This is a genomic window from Proteus sp. G2669, from assembly GCF_009915245.1.
GTDB lineage: Bacteria > Pseudomonadota > Gammaproteobacteria > Enterobacterales > Enterobacteriaceae > Proteus.
In genome coordinates, this window is sequence record NZ_JAABLX010000019.1 from 31,075 (window position 1) to 46,452 (window position 15,378).

The window sequence follows — 15,378 nt, forward strand, 5'->3', positions numbered from 1 at the left end:
AAGGAATCATGATCCCGTGAAAATATACCTTGTTGGTGGCGCTGTGCGTGACCAATTATTACAGATACCTGTAAAAGACAGAGATTGGGTTGTTGTTGGCGCAACACCCGATGAACTGTTACAACAAGGCTATCAACAAGTTGGCAAAGATTTTCCCGTTTTTCTTCATCCTGATACACATGAAGAATATGCCCTTGCGCGTACGGAAAGAAAATCGGGTTCTGGCTACACGGGATTTACCTGCTACGCCGCACAGGATGTTACCTTAGAAGATGATTTAGCCCGTCGAGATCTCACCATAAACGCTATTGCTTATTCTGCTAATAGCGAATATATCGATCCTTACCACGGCATAGATGACATCAATGCAAGATTACTTCGCCATGTCTCTGACGCATTTTCAGAAGATCCCTTAAGAGTTTTACGTGTTGCACGATTTGCGGCTCGATTTGCGCCTTTAGGTTTTAGCGTAGCACCAGAAACACTACAGTTAATGAAAGTAATGGCGCAAAGTGGCGAACTAAACGCACTAACGGCAGAACGTGTTTGGAAAGAGACTGAAAAAGCCCTTGAGAGCCATGCTCCTCAGGTTTACTTTGAAGTTTTACGCCAGTGCGGTGCTTTAAAGGTTCTTTTTCCCGAAATTGATGCCTTATTTGGCGTACCAGCCCCTGAAAAATGGCATCCTGAAATTGATACAGGCGTTCACACCATGATGGTGCTTAATATCGCCAGTCAATTAACAGATGATATTGCTGTGCGTTTTAGTGCCTTATGTCATGATCTAGGAAAAGGAACAACTCCACCTGAAAAATGGCCTCATCATCATGGGCATGGCCCTGCTGGCATACCTTTAGTTGAAGCATTGTGTCAACGATATCGTATTCCAAATCACATTCGTGATTTAGCTCGCTTAACGGCAAGATTTCACGATCATATCCATCGTATTGATAGAATGCGCCCTTCTAAAATTATCCGCTTATTTGATGCCATTGATGCATGGCGAAAACCTGAACGTGTTGAACAATTAGCGATGGTCAGTGAAGCGGATGCTAGAGGACGTCTAGGGTTAGAAAACCTAGCTTATCCACAACGTTCTTTTCTTTGCCAAGCTTTTGCTATAGCAAATAATGTGGATATAAAGCCAATCATTGAAAGCGGATTAAAGGGCAGCGCAATACGAGAAGCATTAACAAAACAACGAGAAGTCGCGATTATAAAATGGAAATCGCGACTTAATCAGGATAACGAATAATTAAGCTTTACGCTCAATAATCACACCCACACTCGTCGCTTGTGCTACCGCGCCTGGTTTAGCTAATTTTATTTTTACTCTAGGTACAGCAAATTGCGTTATCAAAAGCTGTGCCACTTCTTCTGCGACACGTTCAACCAGCTCAAAACGTCGCGTCTCAACATAATCAATAATTGCACTACTTACACTTGCATAGTCTAAACAATCAGCAACATCATCGGTTTGGGATGCGCGTTTGTTATCCCATTCCATTTCGATATCGAACACTAATTTTTGTTTTATGTTTTTTTCCCAATCATAAACACCGATTGTGGTTATTACTGATAATTGCTCAATAAATACGATATCCATCACGTCATCTCTTATTTTTTCTGCTCATCGGATACCACTTCCGATGAAATATGCGTATTATCCATACATGCCTAACGAACTTACATAAACATTGGAGAATACAAATGAGTGCTAACGCACTTGGAATGATCATCTTCGCCTACTTGTGCGGCTCAATCTCCAGCGCGATATTGATTTGCCGATTGGCAAGATTACCTGATCCAAGAAAATCCGGCTCTGGCAATCCCGGAGCGACCAACGTCCTACGTATTGGTGGAAAAGCGGCCGCTGCGGCAGTTCTTATCTGTGACGTCCTAAAAGGGATGATCCCTGTTTGGCTCGCCTATTACTTAAATGTGCCTCCTTTTTACCTTGGCATTGTTGCCATTGCGGCTTGCCTTGGGCATATCTACCCGGTTTTCTTCCACTTTAAGGGCGGAAAAGGGGTTGCAACAGCCTTTGGTGCTATCGCCGCTATTGGTTGGGATTTAAGTGGTCTTATTGCTGGAACTTGGTTACTCACCGTATTACTCAGTGGCTATTCATCACTTGGCGCCATCATCAGCGCATTGCTAGCCCCTTTTTATGTATGGTGGTTTAAGCCAGAATTCACTTATCCTGTTGCTTTACTATCATGTCTGGTACTTTACCGTCATCATGACAATATTCAACGTTTATGGCGAGGTCAAGAGAGCCGGATCTGGCATAAGTTAAAGAAGAAAACTGAAAAAACAGAAAAAGAAATTATTCAAGAAGCGAAAGAGCAAGAAAAAGAAGACTAATTTCACTCAGTTTTAAAGATAAATGACACAAAAAAGCCACTTCAACAGTGGCTTTTCTTTTACTGATACGTTATTTATTTTCCAGTGCAGGCAATTCTGCCAATGGCCAGCGTGGTCTTACAGTCACACTTAATGGGCCTTCTGTACCACCTTTAAAACGGATCATACCTGCTAATGCGATCATCGCGCCATTATCGGTACATAATTCGGGGCGAGCATAGAAAACCTCACCACCTAATTGTTTCATAACCGCTTCCATTTTGGCTCGTAATGTACGATTTGCACTCACGCCACCGGCCATCACTAAACGTTTAAAGCCCGTCTGTTCTAAAGCTCTACGACATTTTATCGCCAAAGTATCAACAACAGCATCCTCAAAAGCACGAGCGATATCTGCGCGAGTTTGGTCTGAATCATCATTTTGACGAATAGTATTAGCTGCAAAGGTTTTCAAGCCTGAAAAACTAAAATCAAGCCCTGGCCGGTCTGTCATTGGGCGAGGGAAAACAAATCGCCCTTCTGTACCTTGTTGCGCCATTTTTGATAATACAGGTCCCCCCGGGTAATCTAACCCCAGTAACTTAGCCGTTTTATCAAAGGCTTCACCCGCAGCATCATCAATAGATTCACCTAATAAGGAGTATTCACCAATTCCTGTCACACTAATTAATTGTGTATGACCACCTGAAACCAGTAGGGCAACAAAAGGAAATTCAGGCGTTTTTTCTTCAAGCATTGGTGCTAATAAATGGCCTTCCATATGATGAACTGGAATAGCAGGAACATCCCACGCAAAAGCGAGTGAGCGTCCGATAGTCGCTCCCACCAATAATGCACCAACAAGGCCTGGGCCTGCAGTGTAAGCAACAGCATCAATATCTTTTGCCGTTAAATTTGCTTCTTTTAGTGCGGCTTGGATAAGAGGCACTGTTTTACGGATATGATCCCGTGAAGCAAGCTCAGGCACCACACCACCATAATCAGCGTGCAGTTTAATTTGACTATAAAGTTGATTCGCTAATAAACCGGCTTTATCATCATAAATTGCAATACCGGTTTCATCACAAGATGTTTCAATACCTAAAACTCGCATAACGCTTCCAAATTCTTCTTCGCAGACTCGCGTAATAAATCAATTGTACCATTATTTCGGTGATTTTATACGCCTTCGCAACATCTTTTACATACCAGCATGTGACAAATTCCTTTTTCTGGTCTATAATTATTCACCTATTTTAAGTGATTTAAATGTGTGGTTAGCAACTTTCGCTTTTTGTGTACTCACTAAAAAGACACAAAAGTGGGAGTTTGCGTTTCAATTTTGTGCATCTCTTTACAAAGTGCCCTGCTTTGAAGTAAAATTCCGCACCATTTTAAATGTCGGCTGGCTTAAATAATGCCAGCGCAAACCGATTTCTATTGAGGTGAGAGGCACATGCCGGTAATCAAAGTACGTGAAAACGAGCCATTTGACGTTGCTCTTCGTCGTTTCAAACGCTCTTGTGAAAAAGCAGGCGTATTAGCAGAAGTTCGTCGTCGTGAGTTTTATGAAAAACCAACGACTGAACGTAAACGCGCTAAAGCATCAGCAGTAAAACGTCACGCTAAAAAATTAGCTCGCGAAAACGCACGTCGTACTCGTCTGTACTAATATTTTGCGGCTTATACCGCAACATATGCAGACACTGTAGTCGCAGTTAAAGGCCGTGCTTTCTTATGAGAGCGCGGCTTATTCTCGTTCAACAACAGGCGTAAAAGGGCTTATGGCTGGACGAATTCCACGTTCATTTATTAATGATTTACTAGCTCGAACCGATATCATCGATCTTATCGACGCTCGTGTGCCGTTAAAAAAACAAGGCAAAAATCATTCAGCGTGTTGTCCGTTTCATAACGAAAAAACGCCCTCATTCACAGTAAATAGCGACAAACAGTTTTATCACTGTTTTGGTTGCGGCGCGCATGGCAATGCTATTGATTTTTTAATGAACTACGACAGACTCGATTTTGTCGAAACCATTGAAGAGTTAGCAGCAATGCATGGGTTAGAAGTTCCTTATGAATCAGGAACTGGCAGTAGCCCAATTGAACGACATATAAGACAAAATCTCTATCAAGTGATGGAGAAGTTGAACCAATATTATAGTAGTGCTCTCAATAAGTCAGATGCTCAGGAAGCCAGAAATTACCTTGCGCATCGTGGTCTTAGTGAAGATATTATTAGTCGTTTTTCTATTGGGTTTGTTCCTACTGGTTGGGATAATATCCTAAAGCGGTTTGGTCAAAATGCCGATAATAAAGCCCTACTTCTTGAAGCAGGCATGGTAATAACAAACGATAATGGCCGTACTTATGATCGTTTTCGTCAACGCGTCATGTTTCCTATCCGAGATAGACGTGGCCGTGTTATTGCCTTTGGTGGACGTGTTTTAGGTGATGATTTACCTAAATATTTGAACTCACCAGAAACAGAGATATTCCATAAAGGACGTCAACTTTACGGTCTTTATGAAGCACAACAATCTAATAATAACGTTACAAAGCTATTAGTTGTTGAAGGTTATATGGATGTTGTGGCATTAGCGCAGTTTGGTATTGATTATGCCGTTGCCTCATTAGGAACCTCCACGACAGCAGAACATATTCAGTTGCTCTTTAGAACAACGGATAACATTATTTGCTGCTATGATGGAGATAGAGCAGGACGAGATGCCGCTTGGCGAGCACTAGAAACTGCACTTCCTTTTTTAAATGATGGCCGTTCTTTACGTTTTATGTTTTTACCTGAAGGCGATGACCCTGATTCATTGGTACGTCGTGAAGGTAAAGAAGCCTTTGAAAAACGTATGGAACAATCACATTCATTATCAGAATTTCTATTTGATTCGCTCGTTCCTCAGGTGGATCTGAGTACTCAAGAAGGCAATGGTAAGTTATACAGTTTAGCTCGACCATTAATAGATAAGATCCCAAGTGAAACTTTACGTCTATATTTATTAAGAGAGCTTGGAAGCTTAACGGGAAATCCCGATATTGAGCAAATGGATCGTTTATTTGGTAGAACAGCGGCGAGCCACGAATTATCGTATCAACCAACGATATTACGTCCAACGCCAATGCGTATATTAATTGCCTTATTGATACAAAACCCAGAATTCTCTAAATTAGTACCCCCTCTTGAGGGGTTAAATACAGAAAAAATTGCAGGTTTGTCACTCTTTAGTGAACTTGTTTCCGTTTGCCAAGCACAACCTGGCCTTAATACAGGACAGATTATCGAACTCTACAGAGAGAATAAATTCGGTAAACAGCTTGAAAAATTGGCAATGTGGAACGATATAGATATAGATGAGATTGCAGAAAAAACCTTTACCGACACGTTAGATCATCTTTTTCTAACCGCAATGGACGAACGTTTAAACGCCCTTATTGCAAAAGAGAGAACAGAAGGCCTAACGCAAGATGAACGCGAAGAAGTCCAATTGATAATACAGGCACGCGTTAAAAAGTAAATACAGAATTAAGATTAAAAACACGGCTTAATTGCCGCTATCGGTAGGTACTAAAAACCTACATTTGCTACGCTGAGGGGACCGTAGCAATCGACAATGAAAATGCCCCTCCGTAGTTATTGTTGGCTGAACAGTTATCGCCGACCGACACCAACCCAAATTACTTTGAAGTGTGGATACCGTCTTATGGAGCAAAACCCGCAGTCACAGCTGAAGCTACTTGTTACTAAAGGTAAGGAGCAAGGCTACCTGACCTATGCTGAGGTCAATGACCATCTGCCGGAAGATATCGTCGATTCAGATCAAATCGAAGACATCATCCAGATGATTAACGACATGGGCATTCAGGTTATGGAAGAAGCACCTGACGCCGATGATCTGATGCTGGCAGAAAATTCAAATGACACTGATGATGATGCGGCAGAAGCCGCGGCTCAGGTACTTTCTAGTGTAGAATCTGAGATTGGCCGTACAACCGATCCTGTGCGTATGTATATGCGCGAAATGGGTACGGTTGAATTGCTTACCCGGGAAGGTGAAATTGATATCGCAAAACGTATTGAAGATGGTATTAACCAAGTTCAATGCTCTGTTGCTGAATATCCAGAAGCAATTACTTATCTTCTTGAACAATACGATCGTGTTGAAGCTGGTGAAGCACGTCTTTCTGACTTAATTACTGCGTTTATTGACCCAAATGCCGAAGAAGTGGCAGAGAGTGAAGTGGTCAATTTAGGCAAAAGTGATGATGAAGTTGACGATGCTGAAGACGAAGATGAAGACGAAGATGAAGATGGCGATAATGACAGCGATAGCGATGATGATAACAGCATCGATCCTGAATTAGCTCGCCAAAAATTTACTGAGCTTCGTGAACAATACGAGAAAACTCGCCAGACTATCAAGGCCAAAGGTCGTAATCACAAAGATACAGAACTTGAGATCTTATTGTTATCTGAAATTTTCAAACAGTTCCGTTTAGTACCGAAACAGTTTGATTATCTGGTTAACAACATGCGTGAGATGATGGACAGAGTTCGTACTCAAGAACGTCACATCATGCGTCTTTGTGTTGATCAAGTTAAAATGCCTAAGAAAAACTTCATTACGCTGTTTACAGGTAACGAAACCAATGACACATGGTTCACTGCTGCTCGTGCAATGAATAAACCTTGGTCTGAAAAACTGGCAGGTATTGAAGAAGAAGTACAACGCAGCTTACAAAAACTGCAGCAAATTGAAGTTGAAACTGGTCTGACAATCGAACAGGTTAAAGATATTAACCGTCGTATGTCTATCGGTGAAGCAAAAGCTCGTCGTGCGAAAAAAGAGATGGTTGAAGCGAACTTACGTTTAGTTATCTCTATCGCAAAAAAATATACCAACCGTGGCTTACAGTTCCTTGACTTGATCCAAGAAGGGAATATCGGTCTGATGAAAGCGGTTGATAAATTTGAATACCGTCGTGGTTATAAATTCTCAACTTACGCAACATGGTGGATCCGCCAAGCAATTACTCGTTCAATCGCTGATCAGGCACGTACAATTCGTATCCCTGTTCACATGATTGAAACGATTAATAAGCTAAACCGTATCTCTCGCCAAATGTTGCAAGAGATGGGACGTGAGCCTTCACCAGAAGAGCTTGCAGAACGCATGCTGATGCCTGAAGATAAAATCCGTAAGGTACTGAAAATCGCTAAAGAACCAATCTCCATGGAAACCCCAATCGGTGACGATGAAGATTCACATTTAGGTGATTTTATCGAGGATACTACTCTCGAATTACCACTGGATTCTGCAACATCAGAAAGCTTACGTTCAGCAACTCACGAAGTGTTAGCTGGTTTAACATTACGTGAAGCTAAAGTCCTGCGTATGCGTTTTGGTATTGATATGAATACAGACCATACCTTAGAAGAAGTGGGTAAACAGTTTGATGTTACCCGTGAACGTATTCGTCAGATTGAAGCGAAGGCACTGCGTAAATTACGCCACCCAAGCCGTTCTGAAGTATTACGTAGCTTCCTTGACGAGTAATTAGCTTACACTCATTTATGCTATAACAAACGCCTGTGATATTCACAGGCGTTTTTTTATCGGTTAATCACGATCCTATCTCTCGTTTAATGGTTATTGTTCAGAGCCTCTCAACAACCATTCTCTACAATGTACATTTATAAAAAATAGCCTCTTTATTTATAATATTACGCATCTGCCTATGCTTATCTCTCAATTCTTACACTAGGTTATTGATATCACAGTTATTCTCTATTTTATCTTTTTATTGTTTATATTGAGCATAAATTGCGCATACAGTCATTCAAAGGCTAGACCTAGTGCCAAATGGCACGTATAATCTCACTCCATTAGGCCCCTTAGCTCAGTTGGTTAGAGCAGGCGACTCATAATCGCTTGGTCACTGGTTCAAGTCCAGTAGGGGCCACCAAATTTTAGCTGTTAAATCAGCGCATTAAGCCACTTCTTAGCAAGTGGCTTTTTTATTTTTACAAATCGTTGCCCTATTTTTGCCCCATCAGATATCTTTAACTAGGTTCATTTTTTATCGGCTCTCTTTTTCTACACCTCAAGTTTTACATTTTCATTAATAGAATATTAATAACTCGTTGCTCCTCAGAAAAAACAACATATTATATTTCTATTTATTTTCACCAGATAAAGTTTTCCAAAACACATTCACATTGTAAATATTATCTTACCATTACAATATGATAAAAATTTTTAAAAATAACTTACCCATGTATATTTAAATCGCTTCCATTACTTTGGTGCATATATTAGATCAACTATGCATATATTATTATATTAACAATAGTTATATTTAATATTTATAAACTTATCTTTCTGATTCATACATGCAGATATGAATCAGATTTTTACCCCTTTATTTTTCAAGAGAATTAATTAGCTTATTACTTCTTTTATTGAGATAATATTCCAACAAATTCAAACCTCGTTTTATATTATTATTATGGTTATACGTCCTAATCAACACTGGTTTTTTCGGTTATTTGATTGGCATGGCTCAGTGCTTGCAAAAATAATATTTCGCTTATGCCTTAATATTATTATGTCAATTATCGCTATTTTAATTTATCAATGGTATGAACAATTAGGTATACACTTAACTGTTGCGCCTTTTAGTTTGTTGGGTATCGCCATTGCGATATTTCTTGGTTTCAGAAACAATGCAAGCTATAGCCGGTTGGTTGAAGCAAGAACCTTATGGGGTAATATGTTAATTACCCATCGTAATATATTAAGAAATATAAAGGCTTTATTACCTGAAGATAAACAATTCAACCGAGACTTTTCTAATCTATTAATTGCTTTTAGTTGGAGTTTAAAACACGAGTTAAGAAAAACTAATCCAATGGTTGATCTCTACCGTTTATTACCTCGGCCTTTATTTGATGAAATAATGAATAGTCCTTATCCTACCAATCGTATCTTATTACATATTGGTTTAAAAATAGGCGAATTGAGAGATAATAAAATGATAAGTGATGTTATCTTTCAATCAATTAATAAAGATATTAATAATTTATCTGACGTTTTAGGCGGTTGTGAGCGTATCTCAAATACCCCGGTTCCCTTTGCTTATACCTTGATATTACAGCGTACTGTTTATCTATTCTGTGCATTATTGCCTTTTGCTTTAGTAGCCGATCTCCACTACATGACACCATTTGTATCCGTGTTTATCTCTTATACCTTTTTGTCTTGGGATTCACTAGCTGAGGAATTAGAAGATCCTTTTGGTATATCTGCAAATGACTTACCCCTAAATGCTATTTGTAATACGATTGAAAGAAACTTATTAGAAATGCAAGATATTAGCCCATTACCGATAACTGTAAGACCAGATAAACATTATAATTTATTGTAATTGAAAATAATAAAAATATAAAAAACAGTGCAAAAAATTACACTGTTTTTTATTGTTAATGACCATCTAAAAGCTAATGTGTTCTCATTCCGGCACTGTACATTAATAATTTAAATAAAGAAGCGATAATAGCTAAGCTTAATACACTTAAACTCCAAATAATTATCATCCATCCTATTTGTTGGTACCAATATGTTTTTTTTTGAACGGGTTTTATCGTTAAAAAATGACTAATGATAGCTTTCATTTGGGTTTACCTTTCCACGAAAAACATAATAGCTCCAACTGGTATACATAAGAATAACAGGAATAATAATCACAGCACCAACCAACATAAATTTCTGACTTAAAACGGGTGATGCCGCATCCCAAATAGAAATTGTTGGTGGAATAATATAAGGGAAAATACTCACACCCAATCCAGCAAAACCGATAAAGACCAATAAAAGTGATAATAAAAATGGCAAATAATGCCCATAGTTATAAGCACTACGCACTATGCCCCATGTACACGCTAATACGAATAAAGGTGCTGGTAATAAAAAGAATAAATTAGGTAAGCTAAACCAGCGCTGTGCAATATCTTCATGTACTAGAGGTGTCCATAGACTGACTATTGCAATCGCAACCAATAATGTAATCGCTAAATAAACAGTAATAGAACACATTTTACGATGCAGTTGATGCTCTGTTTTCATTATTAGCCATGAACTTCCTAAAAGTGCATAAGTAATTAGCAAGGCAAAACCACAAAAGAGAGGAAATGGCGCTAACCAATCTAGTGCAGAGCCACTAAAGCTACGCCCAATTACTTCAAAACCGTTAATTACTGCACCAACCGTAATACCTTGGCAGAAAGTTGCTAAAAAGGAGCCACCAATAAAAGCTGAATCCCAAAACAGACGATGTTTAGGTAACGCATTAACACGAAACTCAAAAGCCACACCACGAAATATAAGACCGATTAACATTAATGTTAATGGAATAGTCAGTGCCTCAATAATCACAGCATAAGCCAGAGGAAATGCGCCATATAACGCAGCACCACCTAAAACAAGCCATGTTTCATTGCCATCCCATACTGGTGCCACACTATTTATCATCGTGTCTCTTTGTATTTTATCTTTCGTAAACGGCAAAATAATACCAATACCCAGATCAAATCCATCCGCGATAATATACATCAGCGTGGCAAATATGATGATAGCGAACCAAATAATCGAAAAATCAACATTCATTATTTTTCACCTTCGATTAATGGTACTGAATGCAATTCAACAGGGCCCTTTTTCATTAAATGCATCATATAAAAATAACCAATACCAAATACTGAACAATAAACCAAAATAAAAGCTAATAAGCTCAAACTCATTTGCAAATCCCCATGCGCTGAAACGGCATCTTTAGTCCGTTGCACGCCGTAAACCACCCAAGGCTGGCGACCAATTTCTGTCGTAAACCAACCGGCAAGGATAGCAATCAATTCCGTAGGCCCCATTAATAATGTAAATCGTAAAAAAAATGGAGAGTTATAGAGTTTTTTTTGCTTGCGTAAAATGACACTTAATAGGCCAAGGAAAATCATCAACATACCAAGGCCTGCCATTATTCTAAATGACCAAAATATAATGGTGGAATTAGGTCTATCTTCTGGTGCAAATGTATTAAGTGCAGGAATTTGTTTCTCAAGACTATGAGTAAGAATAAGGCTACCTAAATACGGGATCTCTATTGCATACTTTGTTTTTTCTTCATCCATATCTGGAAGACCAAATAAAATAAGTGGTGTCGCTTCTTGTGATGAATTATCCCAATGCCCTTCAATAGCCGCTATTTTTGCGGGTTGGTGTTCTAGTGTATTTAAACCATGTGCATCACCTACAAAAGCCTGTATTGGTGCAATAATCAACACTAACCATAATGCCATAGATAACATTTTGCGTACTGCAGCTGTATCTTTCCCTTTTAATAAAAGCCATGACGCACATGCAGCAATAAATAAAGCACTGGCTAAAAATGCCCCGATTGACATATGTAATAGGCGATAAGGAAATGAGGGATTAAAAATGATTTGTAACCAATCAACAGGCACAACAATACCATTTTCTATTTCATAACCTTGTGGTGTTTGCATCCAGCTGTTTGAAGATAAGATCCAAAACGTTGAAATAAGAGTTCCTAATGCCACCATACAAGTAGCAAAAAAATGAAGCTTCCGCCCAACTTTATTCCATCCGAATAGCATAATACCAAGAAACCCAGCTTCTAAAAAAAATGCAGTGAGCACTTCATAAGTCAACATTGGGCCTGTAATACTACCTGCAAATTGCGAGAAACCACTCCAGTTTGTACCAAATTGGTATGCCATGACTAACCCAGAAACTACACCCATTCCGAAATTCACTGCGAAAATTTTTATCCAAAATTGGTATAACGTAAAATAACTTGGCTCCTTAGTTTTTAACCATAAGCCTTCTAATAGCGCTAAAAAACTCGCAAGTCCTATCGTAATAGCAGGAAAAATAATATGAAAAGAGACCGTGAAAGCAAATTGTATTCTTGCTAAATGAAAAGCGTCTAACCCAAACATAATGTCCCTCTTCGTATAAATCTATTTATCATAAATTTATTCATTTCTATTTTCCTATTTATGTTTTTCTCAAATAAATCACTATTATCTTCTTATTATTAATCTCATTACTTTTATTGCTTTAATATTAACAACAAAGTATTTAATTCATATTTAAATTTATTATTAAGATTATCTCTCCCTATTGTAAGTGAATAAAAAAACAACACAGACAAATCGATACATAGCTTTATATATATCGATAAAAATACCTATTAGGTTGATTTTTTAACTAGTAATAAAAGTAAATGAAGTAAAATATTTTCATTCTTTATCGTGTTAATATTGTTAACCATCACGTAACAGCTAGTCAAATAAATTGATTTTATTGAGTGATAGATATGCTCTATCGCCACTCGATATATCCGTATAAAGGGCTATAGAGAGTATTTAGGGCGTTGACAACCAAGTCACATTGTTTTAACTTTTTAAATAACAAAAAATTTGTATGTTTATATTATCTTATTATCCTCCATTTACTAGATTTTAATTTTAACAAGTATAAATATATTATTGCGTTCAAATAGCATTATATATTTAATTATATAAGCATATTGTTTTTATATTCACCTGCCCATTTATTTTCATAAATAAATATTATTATTTGTTTTTTAGGAATATCTATATGAGTAAAAATAAATCGCTTATTCCTGGAGTAAAACCCTATAACGGCCCAGCCGGAGGATGGGGAGCATTAAAAGCAACAGCTATTGCAGTACGTACTCAAATGGATGCTTTAATTGCACCTAAAACACTACTTAATACCAATCAACCTGATGGATTTGATTGCCCAGGTTGTGCATGGCCAGATAAAGAGCATCACTCTACTTTTCAATTTTGTGAGAATGGTGCCAAAGCCGTGACTTGGGAAGCGACGAAAAAAAGAGTCACACCAGAATTTTTAGCACAAAACACAGTGACTGAATTACTAAAAAAATCAGATTTTGAACTTGAAGGTTATGGCCGTTTAACTCACCCTCTTTCTTATGATCCAATAACTGACACTCTAGTTCCTGTATCATGGGAACAGGCTTTTGATCGTATAGGTCAATTATTAAGAGATATTCCTTCACCAGATAGTGTGGAATTTTACACTTCGGGAAGAGCTTCAAATGAAGCCGCTTATTTATTCCAGCTTTTTGCTAGAGAATATGGCACAAATAATTTTCCAGATTGTTCAAATATGTGCCATGAACCTACTAGCGTAGGGTTACCACAATCAATTGGTATTGGTAAAGGGACTGTTTCTTTAGATGATTTCGATAGTACACAATTAATTATTGCTATCGGTCATAATCCCGGAACCAATCACCCTAGAATGATGGGAACATTACATGAAGTGGCTCGTCGAGGTGTCCCCATTGTCGTCTTAAACCCATTAAAAGAACGTGCATTAGAACGCTTTACCGATCCTCAAAGCATAATTGAGATGGCAACTTATAGCTCAACCAATATTGCATCATCTTACTATCAGGTTAAGGCGGGGGGTGATGCTGCGGCTTTAAAAGGCATTATGAAAACGCTATTAGCTTGGGATTTAGAGCGTGGCGATATTCTTGATCATGATTTTATCGCAGAACATACTCAAGGATTTGAAGCCGTTATTGACGATTTAAACCAAACAACTTGGCAAGATATTGAAAATGAAAGTGGGCTTTCACAAGATTCTCTTGAAAGTATCGCATCACTTTACGCGAATTCCCCTGCCACCATTATTACTTATGGTATGGGTATTACCCAGCATAATAAAGGAACCGCTAACGTTCGCTTAATTGCCGATTTATTATTAATGAAAGGTAATATTGGAAAACTGGGGGCTGGAATATGTCCATTACGAGGGCATTCTAATGTTCAAGGCAATCGAACCGTCGGTATTACTGAAAAACCCTCTACAGAATTTCTGCAAAAAATAGAACAAATCTTCGGTTTCAAACCACCTTATAAACATGGTCATGATGCTGTTAATGCCATGCAAGCTATGGTTGAAGGTAAAGCAAAAGCATTAATTTGCTTAGGAGGTAATTTTGCTGTGGCATTGCCTGATCCCGAACTGTCTTTTTCAGCAATGCGAAAACTGGACCTCAGTGTTCATATTGGAACTAAATTAAATCGCTCTCATTTATTAACTGCTAAAAATACGTTTATTTTGCCTTGCTTAGGCCGTACTGAATCAGATATACAAGCATTAGGCCGCCAATCAATCACCGTTGAAGACTCTATGTTGATGGTACATGCCTCTTCAGGTAAATTAACGCCAGCGTCTCCATTATTAAAATCAGAGCCATCTATTGTTGCCGAAATGGCGGCAACAACGTTATCTGAAAGCAAAACACCTTGGATGAGATTTACGGAAAGTTATGATCTCATTCGTGACATGATTGAAAAAACCATTCCGGGTTTCGAAAACTATAATCAACGTATTCGTGTACCAGGTGGATTTCGTATGCCACTGCCTGCGGTTGAAAGAATTTGGGATACACCAACGGGTAAAGCGATGTTTTCTGTTTTTGAGGGTGTTAACGAAAATGAACCAGTCGCTGGAGATGATATTTTACGTCTCGTCACAATACGTAGTCATGACCAATACAATACAACCATTTATGCATTAGACGACCGCTATCGTGGTATTTTCGGTAGGCGTGATGTGCTCTTTATGAGCGAGGTTGATTTAATCGCAAGAGGTTTAAAACAAGGCGACAAAGTGACTATTGAAACAGTAAGTCAAAATAGAAAGCTACAGCTTAATGATATTACTGTTGTTTCATTTAGTATTGCACCGGGTACTGTTGCTGCTTATTACCCAGAAGCTAATGTCCTTATTCCACTGGACTATGTTGATAAAGAAAGTGGAACACCTTCATATAAAGCGACACCTGTTAGAATTCACGCCCAAAAAGCACAAGTTGCCTAAGGTTTCATCCAACTAAAAAATAAAAAGCTGAGTCTATATTTAGTCTCAG

The 15,378-nt window shown here is 38.4% G+C and carries 12 protein-coding genes and 1 tRNA gene; 8 read left to right on the forward strand and 5 right to left on the reverse strand.

Annotated features, from left to right (window positions below; all coding sequences use genetic code 11):
• Positions 1-16 precede the first annotated feature (16 nt).
• A complete protein-coding gene (locus tag GWI68_RS05140) occupies positions 17-1,255 on the forward strand; it encodes a multifunctional CCA addition/repair protein (RefSeq protein ID WP_166539590.1) in 1,239 nt (412 codons plus the stop codon).
• Here GWI68_RS05140 and folB read toward each other — a convergent pair whose 3' ends face one another.
• The gene (folB, locus tag GWI68_RS05145; protein ID WP_109409125.1) at positions 1,256-1,606 is read right to left on the reverse strand and encodes a bifunctional dihydroneopterin aldolase/7,8-dihydroneopterin epimerase; all 351 of its coding nucleotides are present in this window, start codon (positions 1,604-1,606) and stop codon (positions 1,256-1,258) included.
• 104 nt (positions 1,607-1,710) lie between these two features.
• Here folB and plsY point away from each other — a divergent pair, with 104 nt between their 5' ends.
• Positions 1,711-2,367: a glycerol-3-phosphate 1-O-acyltransferase PlsY gene (gene plsY / locus GWI68_RS05150; protein WP_072070074.1), complete on the forward strand. Its 657-nt coding sequence runs from the start codon at positions 1,711-1,713 to the stop codon at positions 2,365-2,367.
• A 70-nt stretch (positions 2,368-2,437) separates the two neighbouring features.
• On the opposite strand, the gene tsaD is transcribed toward plsY, so the two are convergent.
• Positions 2,438-3,460 (reverse strand): tRNA (adenosine(37)-N6)-threonylcarbamoyltransferase complex transferase subunit TsaD, encoded by a 1,023-nt coding sequence (gene tsaD, locus GWI68_RS05155; RefSeq protein WP_166539591.1) that lies wholly within the window; start codon positions 3,458-3,460, stop codon positions 2,438-2,440.
• Positions 3,461-3,802: 342 nt separating this feature from the next.
• Here tsaD and rpsU point away from each other — a divergent pair, with 342 nt between their 5' ends.
• From rpsU to GWI68_RS05180, 5 genes are all read left to right on the forward strand, one after another.
• Positions 3,803-4,018 carry a 30S ribosomal protein S21 gene (gene rpsU / locus GWI68_RS05160; RefSeq protein ID WP_001144069.1) on the forward strand — a complete coding sequence of 72 codons (216 nt, stop codon included), beginning with the start codon at positions 3,803-3,805 and terminating at the stop codon, positions 4,016-4,018.
• 112 nt (positions 4,019-4,130) lie between these two features.
• Complete coding sequence (dnaG, locus tag GWI68_RS05165; RefSeq protein ID WP_166539624.1) at positions 4,131-5,879, forward strand: DNA primase; 1,749 nt, start codon at positions 4,131-4,133, stop codon at positions 5,877-5,879.
• Between the two features lie 186 nt (positions 5,880-6,065).
• Complete coding sequence (rpoD, locus tag GWI68_RS05170; RefSeq protein WP_166539625.1) at positions 6,066-7,919, forward strand: RNA polymerase sigma factor RpoD; 1,854 nt, start codon at positions 6,066-6,068, stop codon at positions 7,917-7,919.
• 332 nt (positions 7,920-8,251) lie between these two features.
• A tRNA-Ile gene (locus GWI68_RS05175) sits at positions 8,252-8,328 on the forward strand.
• Positions 8,329-8,871: 543 nt separating this feature from the next.
• On the forward strand, positions 8,872-9,789 hold the full coding sequence (locus GWI68_RS05180) for a bestrophin family ion channel (RefSeq protein WP_166539592.1): 918 nt from the start codon (positions 8,872-8,874) through the stop codon (positions 9,787-9,789).
• Positions 9,790-9,862: 73 nt separating this feature from the next.
• On the opposite strand, the gene GWI68_RS05185 is transcribed toward GWI68_RS05180, so the two are convergent.
• From GWI68_RS05185 to GWI68_RS05195, 3 genes are read right to left on the reverse strand one after another with little or no spacing between them, the layout of a single operon-like run.
• Positions 9,863-10,036 (reverse strand): DUF2474 domain-containing protein, encoded by a 174-nt coding sequence (locus tag GWI68_RS05185; protein ID WP_109409130.1) that lies wholly within the window; start codon positions 10,034-10,036, stop codon positions 9,863-9,865.
• Complete coding sequence (gene cydB, locus GWI68_RS05190; RefSeq protein ID WP_166539593.1) at positions 10,020-11,027, reverse strand: cytochrome d ubiquinol oxidase subunit II; 1,008 nt, start codon at positions 11,025-11,027, stop codon at positions 10,020-10,022. Before cydB ends, GWI68_RS05185 begins: the two co-directional genes overlap by 17 nt.
• The gene (locus tag GWI68_RS05195; RefSeq protein WP_166539594.1) at positions 11,027-12,379 is read right to left on the reverse strand and encodes a cytochrome ubiquinol oxidase subunit I; all 1,353 of its coding nucleotides are present in this window, start codon (positions 12,377-12,379) and stop codon (positions 11,027-11,029) included. The genes cydB and GWI68_RS05195 overlap by 1 nt, the downstream gene beginning before the upstream one ends.
• Positions 12,380-13,043: 664 nt before the next feature.
• Between GWI68_RS05195 and GWI68_RS05200 the strand changes: the two genes are divergently transcribed.
• Positions 13,044-15,329, forward strand: a complete 2,286-nt coding sequence (locus GWI68_RS05200) for an FdhF/YdeP family oxidoreductase (protein ID WP_166539595.1) — start codon at positions 13,044-13,046, stop codon at positions 15,327-15,329.
• The last annotated feature ends 49 nt before the right edge of the window (positions 15,330-15,378 follow it).

Excerpts from the sequence above, each read along its gene's own strand:
- folB (WP_109409125.1), bottom strand. The coding sequence starts at position 1,606 with ATGGATATCGTATTTATTGAGCAATTATCAGTAATAACCACAATCGGT.
- plsY (WP_072070074.1), top strand. The coding sequence starts at position 1,711 with ATGAGTGCTAACGCACTTGGAATGATCATCTTCGCCTACTTGTGCGGC.
- tsaD (WP_166539591.1), bottom strand. The coding sequence starts at position 3,460 with ATGCGAGTTTTAGGTATTGAAACATCTTGTGATGAAACCGGTATTGCA.
- rpsU (WP_001144069.1), top strand. The coding sequence starts at position 3,803 with ATGCCGGTAATCAAAGTACGTGAAAACGAGCCATTTGACGTTGCTCTT.
- dnaG (WP_166539624.1), top strand. The coding sequence starts at position 4,131 with ATGGCTGGACGAATTCCACGTTCATTTATTAATGATTTACTAGCTCGA.
- rpoD (WP_166539625.1), top strand. The coding sequence starts at position 6,066 with ATGGAGCAAAACCCGCAGTCACAGCTGAAGCTACTTGTTACTAAAGGT.
- GWI68_RS05180 (WP_166539592.1), top strand. The coding sequence starts at position 8,872 with ATGGTTATACGTCCTAATCAACACTGGTTTTTTCGGTTATTTGATTGG.
- GWI68_RS05185 (WP_109409130.1), bottom strand. The coding sequence starts at position 10,036 with ATGAAAGCTATCATTAGTCATTTTTTAACGATAAAACCCGTTCAAAAA.
- cydB (WP_166539593.1), bottom strand. The coding sequence starts at position 11,027 with ATGAATGTTGATTTTTCGATTATTTGGTTCGCTATCATCATATTTGCC.
- GWI68_RS05195 (WP_166539594.1), bottom strand. The coding sequence starts at position 12,379 with ATGTTTGGGTTAGACGCTTTTCATTTAGCAAGAATACAATTTGCTTTC.
- GWI68_RS05200 (WP_166539595.1), top strand. The coding sequence starts at position 13,044 with ATGAGTAAAAATAAATCGCTTATTCCTGGAGTAAAACCCTATAACGGC.